Genomic DNA, 14653 nt, shown 5'->3' on the forward strand with positions numbered 1-14653 from the left:
AGGCTTCATGAAAAGTGTTTGCACCCCATCAATCATTCAGCCCCTTCCCGAGAAAGATCTGCGACATGCATTTTTCAATCCTCGCCGTGCGGGTAGCGGACTGTTTGGCGGAGTTAAAATGATGGAGGTAACCGCGTTGCCTGCCCGGAGTGAGGGATGTGAAGGCGGATTGAAAAGCGGGATCCTCTTCGAATTTGGATTGCAGTTCGGCTGGAATCGGCAGTTCGGATGGTGGCATGGACGGGACTTTAAGTCCTGCTTTTTCGACTTCGATGGCTTCAAAAATGTAGGCTCGAATCGTGTCTTCCATGGCAACAATTTCCCTGACATCCGTGAAGCGCAGCATGCGGCCGGCTTGTGTATTTTCTCCGGGTTTGACGAGAATTCCCTCGGAATCGCTCAGAAGGGCACCTTTGAAGAAGCTCAATGCGCAATATTCCTTGAAGGCGGCAAGGATGATCACATTGCTGTTTTGAAAGGTATAGCAGGGCACGTCCCATTTGACTTCCTCGGTGAGTCCGCAGCCGAGCAACAACATGCGCAACTGCGCCATTTCACGCGGCCACTTGTGAACCTTGCAGGCGGGTGTACCCCCGAGCGCACAGCGCCCGCAACCTTCGGCAAAATAATGGTCAACTTTTGGATTCATCGTCCAAGCCTTTTCCGGAAAGTATTTTGGGGATGGACTTGGCTACCCTCGATGCACGTGTCGCGGATTGTTTCGGCGAAGAGAAATGAAGGAGATAACCGCGTTGCCGACCTGGAGTAAGCCCTTCGAATGCCGTTTTGAGTTCGGAATTGGCTTCCAGGGCAGATTGGAATTCCTCTGGCATGTTGAATTCCGTCGTTTTCTTCAATTCGACTTTCAGTCCTGCTTTTTCGACGGCGATCGCCTCGTGCATATAGGCTTTGATCATTGCTTCCTGCGCATGGATTTCTTGCAGGTTGGTGAAGCGGAGCTGTCTTGCAGCTTGCACGTTTTCAGTCTGTTGCACCAAAAGTCCCGCGCTGTCTTGGAGCAAGGATCCTTTGTGAAACAGCAAGGCGCAATAATCCTTGAAGTCGTGGATCAGGAATACGTTGGCTTTGCCAAGCACATAACAGGGATGGCCCCATTTTAATTCTTCAGCCAGTCCGGTTTCCAGGGCGAGCACGCGCAAGCGCTTGACCTCCTGTTGCCAACGGACTGCTTTCTCGAAATAGAAATTCACCTTCGGATTTTCGCCGTACATTTTCACGCAATCATTTGCCGCCTAAATTCGGAAATATCTGGGTGAATTTGGCCACAAAGACCCGGAGGCAAGAAGAAAAACCCATTTCAGAAAAAGCAGAGGCTTGCGGCCACCGTGACGGGAAGCAAAAGCCAATTCTCAAAAAACGGCCAAGGCACCAAGATCCACGCAGGGTCTCGGTGCCTTGACGATGTCCACCAATTGGCGGTTTACGACATTCAGATCTTCAACTTATTCAATCACGACACGTCCCGTCTGAACGGCGTTGCCTGAATAATATTTCAAAATATAGAGGCCTTTGGGCTGTGCAGACAGGTCTATTTGGGCTTCGAGACCTCTCACTTCTGCTTGGTAAACCTTTGCTCCAATCAAATTGTAGACTTCAACCGTTCCATTGGCTTTGGAGACGGCCAAATTGAATTGTCCAAGATTGGGGTTGGGATAAATTGCAACCGTGGGCACTTCCACATTTGCAGTGCCGGACAAAACTTGGCAAAGTCCAGGCACAGACAGTGCAACGTTGCTGGAAACGATGGTGCCATCACCCAATTGGCCGTTGCTGTTGTCGCCCCAAGTCCATCCGCTGCCATCTGATTTGCGCGCAACGGCATGTTGCTCCCCGGCATACAAAACGGTGGCGTTGCTGATCGAGGTGGCTTGCACCGGCACATTGCCGCTCGTATTGGTTCCATTGGCCAATTGCCCGCGGTCATTTCTTCCCCAAGCCCAAACGGTGCCATCGGCTTTGCTAGCCAAGGAAAACGACCTTCCACCTGAAATCCTGGTAACCGTGGTGAAATTGGGGATTGTCACCGGCACGTTGGTATCGGTATAGTTGCCCACGCCCAATTGACCGTTGACATTGTAACCCCAACCCCAGACAGTGCCGTCATTTTTTAAGGCCAAGGCATGGTAGTATCCAGCCGAAATGGCTTTGACGTTCGTAAGCGAACTGACCATCACCGGAATGTTGGATTTGATGTTGGTTCCGTTGCCGAGTTCGCCATCGTCGTTGAATCCCCAGGCCCAGACGGTGCCATCCACTTTCAAAGCCATTGAAAAGTTGGTGCCAGCCGAGACCGCAATGATGTCGGAAAGTGCCGGGACGATGATCGGAAAATTGCTGTTGATATAGGTACCGTTGCCAAGGGCTCCTTCGCCATTGAATCCCCACGCCCAAACCGTGCTGTCGTTTTTCAACGCCACGGAATGGTAACGTCCTGCTGCAACTGCTTTTACGCCGGTGATGAGGGTTGCGACGGGAACGTTGCTGCTGACGTTGCCGCCATTTCCCAGGCATCCGTTGCCATTGTCGCCCCATGCCCAGACAGTACCGTCGTCTTTTAATGCCAAGGCATGCCGGTCTCCGCAGGAAACCGCCGTGATGCCCGTGATGTTGCTCACCGAGACGGGAACATAACTGTCGGTATTGCTGCCGTTCCCCAATTGACCGTTGACGTTGTATCCCCAAGCCTTGACGGTTTGGTTTTCGCAAACTGCCACGGTAAATGCCCTTCCTGCTGCAACGGTTTGTGCAGAAATCTTGTGGCTCAAGCCCAAAATGGCGAGCAACAAAAGAGTGTAAATGGCTTTTCTCATTGTGCTGAAGATTTTCTTACTGATTTATCTTGAATTGTTTCCAGTACGCCAAACCGTCCAACTTCAGCATGACTGAACCTGAACTTGGGACAAAGTTCGGCACCAATGTTCCCCGTTCGGCATTGGTTGATCAGTCAGAATAATGATGTTAATCAGGATTGATCGGGTAGGGGAGTGGCAATTCGCAGATAAAATGCTTTTAGCGCGAAGTTCCGTCCGATCCTCGGTGGATCGAAAATTGCACCATGGACCCGATAAGCCTGACAAAGCAAGCGGATTCCTTGCCTGGGTATTTGACCACTATTGCACAATGACTTGAAAACTTTTGTTGCCCAATTTGCTGGCAATCCACACGACATAATTCCCTTTTGCAAGGAATGGAATGATTTCAAACGAATAATCCACGATATCGTCGTTTAGTTTCAATTCGCTACTGATCAGTACCTTGCCAAGCATGTCTGCCAATCTTATGGTCACAGTCTCGCCTTCTCCTCCAACGATGCGCAGTTGCAGGTTTCCTTGTGTTATTGGATTGGGGTATACCGAAAAAGTCATTGATTTGAGTTCCTCGAAGTACACGGCTCTCATGTCGGAGGTCACGGTGCCGCCGTTGACATCATATTCGACGATCCGGTAAAACGATCTGCCTTTGAGTGGATTGAGGTCTTCGCTTGAATAGCGCAAAACCACGTAACTATTTCCTGCTGCTGCTTCCGTGCCGATTTCAGTAAATGAATAGCCATCTGCCGAACGCTGCACACTAAAATGATCGCTGTTGGTTTCGCTGCCCGTCACCCACTTGAGCATCACTTTGGAGCCATTCACGTAAGCATCGAAGCTCAGAAATTCGACACGCAGGGGCTCAACGGCTTCTGCAATGGCGAATGTGGTGAATTCTGAGACATTAGGGACGGTTACAGCAGTGGCGGAACTGATTTGTCCGGGCAACGGAGCGTCCCAAGTATCGCTCAGGCTGTCCCAACGTTGCGCCACAAGGTTGGTCACCGTTCCCACTTCGTCCAATTGGGCGTTCAAAGTCAAACTAATGACGCCTGTGGAGCCCGTAGGATTGACTTCCCAAAATCGGTCCACTGTATTTGCACTGTTGTCAAGCCCTTCGTCGTTGAGCACATTGGTAACCAAGGTCGGCGTTACGGGAAGTGGCAAATTGGCACCATTTGTAGGGTATGTGGAGACTCGGACCGTGTCAACATTGCCAGAGGTAACCCGGATTTCCATCGGGATATAGATGCCGGAAATGGCGCCAAACGGAATGGTATGAACGCCCGCAGCTGTTCCGATGAACCAAGCAACCGTACTCGAATTATTGGGTTGCTCACTCAGCAGGTAGCCGGATGTGCGTGCGACGGCATTAGAGTCGCTGTTATCGAGCGTGAGTTGATGCGTATTCAAATCCAAGGGTCCACTGGTCAGGAATAGTTGATGACTGACCACAATATCATTCACCAATTGGGCAGCATTGGAGGCTTTGTTCAAGGTCAAGTCATAGAAGCTGCCGCTCGTAGACAATCCGCCGATGGTGGAATTGGCCGTACTGCCGGTGCCTTCGATGCGAACCAATCCGGTCCCCGCTTCAAAAATTCCATCGTTCTGCCATTTGCCATCGGCAATGACAATGCTTGCAGTACCCTCCACGACGACTTGGGCATTGATATCCATCACGAATCCGCCTTGCGCAAAGACTTTTCCCGAAAACCCGAGCAAGCCAATCACGCAGAGAAGAAAAAAAGGGAGGACTTTATTGGGGTAGATGATGTGCTTCATATCAGTTGAATTAGGGGCATTATTCGGAATAAATATGGGACTCAATCTGTCACCCGAAACTGCAATTCATCGACGGTAATAGAACTTGTATTGCTATTGTTTTTCCGGATCCAAACCTCAATATAATCATTGGTAGAAAGATCGACTTCCGTAGCCAACGTGATCTGAAAACTCGTTCCACTATTTGCCGAGGCCATGGAACCATACGGATTGCCGATCACAACACCATTTTTTGCAATTGCAATGGAAAAGTCTGCATTGTTGCTAGGTGCACGTGCGCCCATGACTGTCAAAACCCTTGCGGTGATGGGGCTCTTTCCTACGTATGTCATACGGTTGCTTTGCGCCGTAAATCGTTGCTCTTTTACCATCGTGGTGGTACCTGCTATTTTGTAAAAGACAGCTTGCGTCGAAAGAGAGGTCGCGGTTGGATTGTTGGTCATGTATTCAAAACAAAATGACCTGGTGTTAGGAATATCTGTATTAGAGACCATTTGCCAGCCAAGGGAATAGGAGTCAAACCCGACTAAATTGGTGCCGACGCCTCGAAACATATTCGTCGTGAGTCTGCCTCTGTCGATCACGGAACCTACGTTGACTTTGACTCCGAGTTGACCGGTATAGATAAAATAGTTGTTGGAAAGGTCAATGTCGTTGATTGTCAGGCCCGCAAGAAATTCAATTCCAGCCCCTGTCGTGAGGTTGGTAATGAAGTTTAATGTGCTGGAAAATTTTCCCACATTGCCCGTGACTTTGAGCCCGTCTGCACAGCTCCAATAGTTTTGGAGAATCGTTATCGCTTTGAATCCGCTCACTTGTCCGACACCTAAAGTTGGAATGCCAATTTCTACGACAGAACAACCAGAGAATATATTGCAAAACATGGTGCCTGTTGCATCCGCAAAATCATAGGCCTTTGTGCTTCCGCTTGCGGGAATCACGGCTAGGTTTTCAATAAATACCGAGACTCCCGTACTCCTTAACACAGCGCCACTGACGGTGGAAAGCACTCCATCCTTTGCGGGATCTGTGCCACGAAGGCCTGCACCGTTCAGGTTGAGATAGTTGGGTGAAATGCTCACGATGCCGGAAAAAATGTACATTTTGGTGGCATCCAAAGTGATCGCGTTGCCAGAGGGAGCAGGAAGGTCGGCCAACGAATAAACATAAACCAAATTCGAAAGGGGATTACCAGATACTGATTCCCAGCGGGTGCCGCGGTAGACATCCAATGTATTTGTGGTAATATTATAGACTTGCAGGCCGTTGGGAGGTGTCGTGATCAGGTCGCGTTGCACGGTCGTCATGCGCGGGATGAGCAAGCCCGAAGTCGTAGAAGCAATGTCCAGCATGGCTTTGGCATCCGGGGAGGCACCTGTACCGTTGATGGCCACATGCTGCGCATAGCCCAGCGAATAAGAAAACAACAGTAGGATAAAGGATAATTTTTTCATGATATGCACATTTCAGAACCCAACGATGCAGTTGAACTACTGCCTTTGGTGCGCGACAACTTTCACACACCGAGGACAATACAAAGCTGCGGAAGGATGCTTGAGGGATTGTTACAGGATTCACTCCAAAATGTATCAGATTTATGGGGTGGACTGTTTTTCTCCTTTTTTCGTTATGGGTCTTCCCCTTGCAGTATATCTGTGAGGGGCCACGACTCCATGGAGCCTTCAATCCGATTCTTGACGCTTCATCTTGTTTGTATGGCTTTTTTCATTGTTCTGAAGGCTCTCAAGAAACTCACTTTCATTTTTTTTCAAATCGGCATTTTCCCTGAGACCTTCTCAATCGCTGCATGGACGATTGCACGAGGTTCGAAGGCATTGGACCCATGATGCCGTTTCTGGGTCACCCACTTTTATGATGTTTGTCAGAGTTGGGAACAAATGTCAAGGCAGACCCAAACGCAGCAGAATCCTGTGGGATTTCATTCGACAGGAGAAAAGCATGGCTGCTCGGTATTCTTCACTTCCTGTTCGAACCCTCTCTTTTCGTGGTTCTTTCGAAATTCTTTTTACGTATTTTTCAATTCCTTGTTTTGCAATTCTTCGATATTTTCAAATTCATCGCCGTTTGTTTTATCATCAACTGCGTTTCGTCATCGATCCCGACCCAATCTCCTTCAGTCAGATCCACCCGTTCCACTTCCTCCGGCAAAATGTTGGACACCTCAATAATCGACCGACTCAAAACCAACTATTACGGAGCCTTGATGGGTTCCGCCTTTCTGATGATCCTCTTGGGGGCCGTCAATTGCCTGATCTTGGGACGGTTTGAATGGGTGATCTTCTGGACATTCGCTCGACTTCGCAAATTTCTCTTTGGACTGTTGGTGTTTGGCGGTAACAACCGCTCAACTCGACATTTACGGCGGTTCTCGCGGCGGTCAGGTATGCAATTTCTTGCGCTCATTTTCCCGAACTCGACAATACCTCTTGTATTGTCATTCGCCATTTTGGTCGACCTCAACACTGCGATCAAGGAAAGTGGTTCCAAAATCACTTCCAATAATCTCCCACAAATCACCGGCTACGAAACGGAATTCCGGCAACTGCTCCAAAACTTGATCAGCAATGCCATGAAATTTCGCAAGGCAGGGACTGCGCCGGAGATTCATGTTTCGGCCAACCGTAAAGGAAACGAATGGGAATTTTCCGTCAAGGACAATGGCATCGGCATCGAGCCGGAACACCAAGAGCGGATTTTCTTGATTTTTCAGCGCATTCACAACCGAAGCCTCTACGAAGGCACCGGGATCGGTCTTGCCAATTGCCGCAAGATTGTGGAACTGCATGGCGGCACGATTCGGGTCGAATCGGAAAAGGGCAAAGGCAGCAATTTCTTGTTTACAATTCCAATCAGATAATCAGAGAATAGGATGTCCAAAAAACTCAACTGCATACTTTTGGTGGATGACGACGAACCCACCAATTTCCTTCACAAACTCGTGATCGATCGCCATGGTTGTGCTGAAAAGGTCGTGGCTTTTCAGGTGGCGCAAGAGGCCTTGGCCTTTCTCGCCGACAATTCGAGGCGGTGCCTACGCGCAGCCTGACTTGATTTTGCTGGACATCAACATGCCGGGCATGAACGGCTGGGAATTCCTGGAAGCCTACGAAAAGCTGCCGGAGGCACAACGCGGCAATATCGTCGTGATGATGCTCACGACCTCCTTAAATCCCGACGACAAAAAGCACGCCGACAGCATCGGCGGTGTGGCAGGATTTTTGTCCAAGCCGTTGACGAAGAAATTGTTGCAGGAGATTTTGGAGGATAAGTTTGGGTGGTAGGAAGTTGCCGGGGAGCTTATTGAGATAATGGCGTCTTTTTCGATGAAGTTTCCATCATCGAAAACGATTCCACGATCCGCTTGAAATCGCACCAATCTGGTTCCGAGTTCCTGTCGTGACGCCTTCCAAAGATCATGCAGAAAATCCGCGTCTTAGGTTGGTTAATCAGTTTTAATTCGGTTCGCCAATAGACGGTCTTGTCACTTTTTTCCGGGAACAAGTCATTGCGAATGAGGAATATAGCCTCCCAATCTCGGTATTGAATCCGGGAAAAGTGATGGTAGTTTACATAAGGGTTCTTCTTGAGATACATTTCCGCATAGGGGAGAATGGTGAGCGTGAATCCCCTTTTCATAGAATCCGGAAAATCTTGGGAATTGATTTCAAATGCAGTTGCCATCATGAATTTCTGATTCCACTCCTTCGGAATGGAAATCGTGAATTCTTCGTTCAAAAGGGTTGTATCATTTTGGGTTGTTCCTTCGGACTTGCATTGGCTGAAGAGGTCAAAGGTGGCGTGCGCGTTTTCGGATGCCGAATGGGCCGATGGATCGGAGGCTGGTTTTGCAGGGGGCAATATTTTGCGGGATTCATTGGCGGTGTCGACCATCGAGGTCGCTTCCCGTTCACCGTACGATGATTCACGCGCGCAGCCCAGCAAGCTGATGAAAGCCAACCAATACCAAAACTTAGAACATTTTAGGAGTCGACTTTGATGCATTGTGTACCGAGTTTCAGCGTGCAATTTACGGTAAGTTCCTTTTGATAGTTTGAAAGGGTTGTGGTTTTTGGAATCCCTTGTTGTCCGAGCATGTAGATCTATGATTTTGTTCCAAACCAGTTATCCCCGTTCATTAATCGAACAAAGAAATCAGTGAATGAATCGCCGATCACAATTTGATCGGTTTCGTTTAAAGACGCAAAAGGTATAAGAATCACACGGAATGAACCTTCCAAGGTGAGTTGAAGTGCAATACACTCTCCACCCAAGTTACTTCCGATTGCAAGTGTACGCGACAGCATCGCGGGTATTTCATAGGCGCTGTTGAGTTCGATGAGCTCGTCGAGGTCCCAGATTCCCAAGTATTCTCTTCCAATATTGCCTTCAAAACCGGTGTATTCCTGAAGGAAATACTTGTAATCCTGCGGCAGTTGGAATTGGACGAGTTGCTCAATATCAGGAATTTCTGTTTTGGTAGGGGTTGTCCTTTTGGTTCCGAATTGAGCAAATATGTTCTTGAAATTGTCCACTGTTTTGTTAATTTTCCTTTAATCCATTTCCTCGCCAGGGCCCTCTTGTTCAGCGCCTTATTGCGCAGGGCCACTTGCAGAAGAATAAGTCCAGATGTTTTGTCTTCTTGGAGAATTTCCGGACACGTCGAGGCGGGAATTTTCGTTGCCCAAGCTTCTTGCTGGTCTTGAATCCCAATCCATCATTGCTTTTGGAATTTCGCCCAATGGGGTTGATCCATACCTGTGACCATAAGCAGGTAATTGCCGGCGGGCAATTGTGCAACGTCGATTTGCCGGGATTCCGGAAGGTGCGCGGCGACGATCGTCGAACCCATCCTATCGTAAATCGTGTAGGCGCAATCCAAGGTGCCCAGGCCTTCAAGGTGACTTGTAGGGTGGTATTGCTCGGGTTTGGGAAAACCAGCAAGCCGTCGTTGTCATGTGATGGATCGATAGCTGTAGGTTGCAATCGGTCTCCGCAAATAAAATCATTGTCGATCTTAGCATTGATGTTTCGTGTAGGCGTGCCGGGTGTGCTCGTCCCGTGCTGCACATGGTTCAATCCCGTAATCGTGGGATCAATCGCATACGTGACCGGAGACCCCGGCAAATGGTTGGTATAATTCTGGTCGGTGCAGATGCTGAGCTGGGTAAGCCCATAAGAGCTGCGTTCCAACCGAATGTAGTAATCGCTGATCGCTGCATTGGCATGAATCACATTGCCTACATCAAAGAGCCTTGTAGAGCCTTTTTTGCCTTCAATGATGAAGTACCAATGGTTGATATCATTGTCGTTGGCATTGTCTGAATGCAAAATCACGGCGATCCCATCTTGAGTGGTCTCCAAATATCCTTGCGAAAGGTCATACGAAATAAAATCCAAGGGGCCGGCGGTGAGCGCAAGCAATACCTCACCCACGCCACCGTATGCATTGGGATTCAAAATCGAAAAATCGAAATCCGCCCGCCAATAGTTGTCAGGAAAAATGGAACTTGTCGCCTGATATACACGGTTGTAGCTTCCGCTGTAAACATTGGCAAAGTTGCAGATTCCGTTGCCGACATTCACATCGCCAGAGCCCTGTGACTGCCACACGGAAGGGATTACTGAAATCGTCTGAAAACAGCACATATTCACAACTTTGGCCATGGAGATGCGGGGCGATAAAAATGCCAAATACAAGCAGCAAGCAACATACGTAGTTTTTGATCATCTTTTTTGTAGAGCTTCCAAAGACGCAAGGCAAATCCTTGGTGGTCACGTTGGTACAAGATAGGCATAAAATCGTGAGGCGCACGGAGGGTGAAAATTTTGGGATGGTTGGGCAGGCGTGGGAGGGAGGGATGCATTCGAAGATGCAATGGTTCACCTTCTGGTGGTAGCATTGTAAGATGGGCAAATTCAGCGGGCTATTCCTTCAAAGAAGGAGATTTCTCCGACACCACAGCTTGAATGCTCAAAGTAAAATGCAATACGGTCGGGCCCGCGATTGAATTGGCCGTCTTCTTCCGTAATGACAGGGTGATGGAGAAGGATCAGCGGGAGGGTTTCCTCGACGACGATACATTCTGCAGTATAGGTCAAGGTCGTGTCGAACAGCGCAGAATCAGCAACCAAATGAATCTCGACAAGGTCCGCAGTTCCCGCCGTGACGGTTGCAGTGCCTGAAAGATGCGCATCACAGCGATAGATAAGGCCTTCGAAGGTATGGCTCAGCATGTCCGACCGACCGTTGGCACAGATACTTGGATCCTCTTTGCAGCCCAAGGCAAACAGCATCAAAAAGGATGCAAAAAGCATCAACGAGTTGCGCATCGAAATAGGGTGATGAAGTGTGAGCATGCGCAGACGCTACGTTTTAGATGAAAGATGAAGCAATGCTGAAATTCTGCCTGCCTCCTTGAGCGAATATCTACAAGCTAACTGTTATTTTCAATGCAAAAATAGGGTACCTGCTATTGTCTTTCAGAACCAAAACGGAGTATCCACCCAAAAGCTGATTGTCCGTGAAATTCCGCCGGAGGCGGGCGGTTGGTAGCGCTGTGGCCCGAGGCCAAGGATATTCTCGGAGCGATCACTTCGTATACCTGAAAGTTCGGCCGTGATTATTTGCTCAGTTCTGCTTTCAGCCGGGGAATATCAGCCAACATTTTAGCTTTCGCTTCCTGCAAGGCATCTTTTACAGACAGCAAATAAGCCACTCGCAACAATGACCTGGCCTTGAAGCTTTTTGGAGTTCTATTCAAAGCGCAGACCTCCTTGTGAATGGCATCCCCTTTGTATTGACCAATAATCCTCCCGGAGTTGGTCGCGATCTCAATTTCAACACCTACACTCGAAGTTGCGGTGTACATGGGGAACCCAAAAAGGCTTGGGATATACAAGCACCAAACAAAGATCAGTCCGGGAATTCGAAGTTTCTGTTCGTAGTTTTCCACTTTCAGTTTTGCGATCCCCTGAATTTCACCATAAGGCTGGGTCATAATCTCTTGAACCTCATTCTCGAAATAGGAGATGATATCATTTGGGTTCGCACCTAGAACGGTTGCGCCATCAACCGAAACAATTGCTACAAGATTGTTTTCCACAATCGGTTTTAGTGTAGGCAGCTTTGACGCAAATGGCTCTCCTTGTGGCTTTAGCAATGCAGGCTCAAAGCTTCGGCATGCAGAAATAGCGATGAGGAAGGCAAAAAATAGCGGGGTAAAACGACTGTACTTCATCTTTGCAATTTGCTTAGAGGTTGGGTTTAATTCTTGAGATACGGATAATGCGGGTAGCATCGCGTCCTTCGAGTCCTCAAAGTAGCTGGTTTCCTGGAGAATACAAAACGTGTTTTGTCCTTTTGGGAAGTATTTCTGTGAGCAGTGATTTCCTTGGGGATTGACTTGTCGTTTGGGCTCCTTCCAACAAAAGTTCCGATTATCGGGCGGTCGATCGGCGAGTGGCGGGACACCACCGCCTCCATCGTACGAAAAAAAATAGAACGGAGAATCCACCCAAAAGCTGATTCTACGTTCCTTTCCATTGAAATTCCGCCGGAGGCAAACGTTCGATCGGCGTGTGGCGGGACGCCACCGCCTCCTAAAACCAAAACGGAGAATCCACCCAAAAGCAGATTCTCCGTTCCCTATAAAAGCCAAAAGCCTTAACTTTTCACTCTTAGTTTTTCACTTTTCACTTATTACATTCCTTGCGAGCTGCGAATCAAATTCAGCGCGCTGCCTGCCTTGAACCAGCCGATTTGGCCTTCGTTGAAGGTGTGGTTGGCGGTGATTTCTGACTTGCTGCCGTCGGCGTGGTTGGCCACGAGGGTCAAGGGTACGCCGGGGGTGAAGGTCGTCAGGCCGACGATGTCAAACGTATCGTCTTCCTGAATCAGGTCGTAATCGGCTGGATTCGCGAAGGTCAGGGCCAACATGCCTTGCTTTTTCAAGTTGGTCTCGTGGATCCTTGCGAAGCTCTTCACGATCACAGCCCTTGCGCCGATGAACCTTGGCTCCATCGCGGCATGCTCGCGGCTGCTGCCTTCGCCGTAGTTTTCGTCGCCGACCACGATGCTTGCCACGCCTGCGGCGCGGTAGATCTTGCCCAGTTTCGGGGTCTCCGTGTACTCGCCGTTCAATGGATTCTTGACGCTGTTGGCTTTGCCGTTGAAGGCATTGACTGCGCCTTGGAGCAGGTTGTCGCTGATGTTCTCCAAGTGACCGCGGAAACGCAACCATGGGCCTGCCATCGAAATGTGGTCGGTCGTGCATTTGCCTTTGGCCTTGATGAGCAGCTTCAACCCCGTCAGGTTATTGCCGTCCCAAGCTTTGAAGGGTTCGAGCAATTGGAGACGCTTGGAATCAGGCGCCACATTCACCGTCACAGCCGAACCGTCGGCTGCCGGGGCTTGGAATCCTGGATCTTGGGCATCAAAGCCTTTGGGAGGCAATTCCACGCCGACGGGCTCGTCGAGTTTCACTTGCTGGCCGTCTTCGGTGGTGAGCGTATCGGTCAGCGGATTGAAGCCGAGGCTTCCGCCGAGCACCATGGCGGTCACAATTTCGGGGCTAGCGACGAAGGCATGCGTATTGGCGTTGCCGTCATTGCGCTCCTTGAAGTTGCGGTTGAAGGAGGTGATGATCGAATTGGCTTTGTTGGGATCGTCGGTATGACGCGCCCACTGACCGATGCAAGGTCCGCAAGCATTCGCCAATACAACGCCGCCGATTTCATCAAATACACTCAAAATGCCGTCGCGTTCCGCAGTGAAACGCACGACTTCGGAGCCGGGGGTGATGGTGAATTCGCTTTTTGCCTTGAGGTTTTTCTTTTTGGCCTGTGCGGCGACGCTCGCGGCGCGGGTCAAGTCTTCGTAGCTTGAGTTGGTGCAAGAGCCGATCAAGCCGACTTCGAGTTTCATTGGCCAACCGTTTTCCTTGGCTGCCGCAGCGAATTTGCTGATCGGCCAAGCGAGGTCAGGGGTGAAAGGACCGTTGACGTGGGGCTCCAATTCGTCGAGGTTGATCTCGATGACTTGGTCGTAGTATTTTGTCGGATCGGCATCGACTTCGGGGTCGTTGCGCAAGTGGGCGGCGACACTGTTGGCGAGTTCGGCGACGTCGGCACGGTCGGTGCTGCGGAGGTAGCGGGCCATGGCCTCGTCGTATTCGAAGATCGAAGTCGTCGCGCCGATTTCAGCGCCCATGTTGCAGATCGTTCCTTTTCCTGTGCAAGAAATGGAGGCTGCACCGGGGCCGAAATATTCGACGACAGCGCCTGTACCACCTTTTACAGTAAGGATGCCGGCCACTTTCAGGATCACGTCCTTGCCGCTTGTCCAGCCATTCATCTTGCCGGTCAAACGCACACCGATCAGTTTCGGCATTTTCAGTTCCCAAGCCATACCGGCCATCACGTCCACGGCATCTGCGCCGCCGACACCGATGGCGATCATGCCCAAGCCGCCGGCGTTGACCGTATGCGAGTCGGTTCCGATCATCATGCCGCCGGGGAATGCGTAGTTCTCCAGGATCACTTGGTGAATGATACCTGCGCCGGGTTTCCAGAAACCGATACCGTATTTGTTGGAGACGTCGCTCAAAAAGCCAAACACTTCGGAGTTGTTGGTCTTTGCGGTGGCCAAGTCGATCGCAGCGCCTTCTTTGGCTTGGATCAAGTGGTCGCAGTGAACGGTCGAAGGCACGGCGGCGGTCTTTTTGCCGGCCATCATGAACTGCAGGAGCGCCATTTGGGCAGTTGCATCCTGCATCGCCACGCGGTCAGGGGCGAAGTCCACGTAACTTTTGCCTCGGCCGAAAACTTCGGTGGCTGTCCCGTCAAAAAGGTGGGAGTAGAGGATTTTTTCCGTGACGGTGAGGGGGCGTCCAAGGAGTTTCCGTGCCGCCTCGATGCGGGCAGGCATCTTGGAATACAACGCCTTGATCATTTCAATATCGAATGCCATATCGCTTTCAGAGTTATTTTTTGTGCTTTCTGAACATTAACGGCGGGAA

At 49.9% G+C, this 14653-nt stretch carries 12 protein-coding genes and 1 pseudogene; 2 read left to right on the forward strand and 11 right to left on the reverse strand.

Annotated features, from left to right (window positions below):
- Positions 1-28 precede the first annotated feature (28 nt).
- The 5 genes from IPN95_26350 to IPN95_26370 form a co-directional block, all read right to left on the reverse strand.
- On the reverse strand, positions 29-649 hold the full coding sequence (locus tag IPN95_26350) for a YdeI/OmpD-associated family protein (GenBank protein MBK9452880.1): 621 nt from the start codon (positions 647-649) through the stop codon (positions 29-31).
- Positions 633-1232: a YdeI/OmpD-associated family protein gene (locus IPN95_26355; GenBank protein ID MBK9452881.1), complete on the reverse strand. Its 600-nt coding sequence runs from the start codon at positions 1230-1232 to the stop codon at positions 633-635. The genes IPN95_26350 and IPN95_26355 overlap by 17 nt, the downstream gene beginning before the upstream one ends.
- Before the next feature lie 231 nt (positions 1233-1463).
- Positions 1464-2831, reverse strand: a complete 1368-nt coding sequence (locus tag IPN95_26360) for a T9SS type A sorting domain-containing protein (GenBank protein MBK9452882.1) — start codon at positions 2829-2831, stop codon at positions 1464-1466.
- Positions 2832-3131: 300 nt separating this feature from the next.
- Positions 3132-4616 carry a T9SS type A sorting domain-containing protein gene (locus IPN95_26365; protein ID MBK9452883.1) on the reverse strand — a complete coding sequence of 495 codons (1485 nt, stop codon included), beginning with the start codon at positions 4614-4616 and terminating at the stop codon, positions 3132-3134.
- A gap of 41 nt (positions 4617-4657) precedes the next feature.
- Positions 4658-6070, reverse strand: coding sequence for a hypothetical protein (locus IPN95_26370; protein MBK9452884.1), 1413 nt, complete (start codon positions 6068-6070; stop codon positions 4658-4660).
- A gap of 716 nt (positions 6071-6786) precedes the next feature.
- Here IPN95_26370 and IPN95_26375 point away from each other — a divergent pair.
- Together IPN95_26375 and IPN95_26380 are read left to right on the forward strand one after the other, a co-directional pair.
- Complete coding sequence (locus IPN95_26375) at positions 6787-7494, forward strand: GHKL domain-containing protein (GenBank protein MBK9452885.1); 708 nt, start codon at positions 6787-6789, stop codon at positions 7492-7494.
- 12 nt (positions 7495-7506) lie between these two features.
- Positions 7507-7918, forward strand: a pseudogene (locus IPN95_26380) (response regulator).
- 16 nt (positions 7919-7934) lie between these two features.
- On the opposite strand, the gene IPN95_26385 reads toward IPN95_26380, so the two are convergent.
- From IPN95_26385 to IPN95_26410, 6 genes are all read right to left on the reverse strand, one after another.
- On the reverse strand, positions 7935-8318 hold the full coding sequence (locus tag IPN95_26385; GenBank protein MBK9452886.1) for a hypothetical protein: 384 nt from the start codon (positions 8316-8318) through the stop codon (positions 7935-7937).
- Positions 8319-8737: 419 nt separating this feature from the next.
- Positions 8738-9169 (reverse strand): SMI1/KNR4 family protein, encoded by a 432-nt coding sequence (locus IPN95_26390; GenBank protein MBK9452887.1) that lies wholly within the window; start codon positions 9167-9169, stop codon positions 8738-8740.
- A 49-nt stretch (positions 9170-9218) separates the two neighbouring features.
- Positions 9219-10247 (reverse strand): hypothetical protein, encoded by a 1029-nt coding sequence (locus IPN95_26395; GenBank protein MBK9452888.1) that lies wholly within the window; start codon positions 10245-10247, stop codon positions 9219-9221.
- Positions 10248-10553: 306 nt separating this feature from the next.
- Positions 10554-10994: a hypothetical protein gene (locus IPN95_26400; GenBank protein ID MBK9452889.1), complete on the reverse strand. Its 441-nt coding sequence runs from the start codon at positions 10992-10994 to the stop codon at positions 10554-10556.
- Positions 10995-11257: 263 nt separating this feature from the next.
- Positions 11258-11875, reverse strand: coding sequence for a hypothetical protein (locus tag IPN95_26405; protein ID MBK9452890.1), 618 nt, complete (start codon positions 11873-11875; stop codon positions 11258-11260).
- A gap of 461 nt (positions 11876-12336) precedes the next feature.
- On the reverse strand, positions 12337-14604 hold the full coding sequence (locus tag IPN95_26410; GenBank protein ID MBK9452891.1) for an aconitate hydratase: 2268 nt from the start codon (positions 14602-14604) through the stop codon (positions 12337-12339).
- Positions 14605-14653: the final 49 nt, after the last annotated feature.

This window comes from Bacteroidota bacterium (genome assembly GCA_016718825.1).
GTDB lineage: Bacteria > Bacteroidota > Bacteroidia > J057 > JADKCL01 > JADKCL01.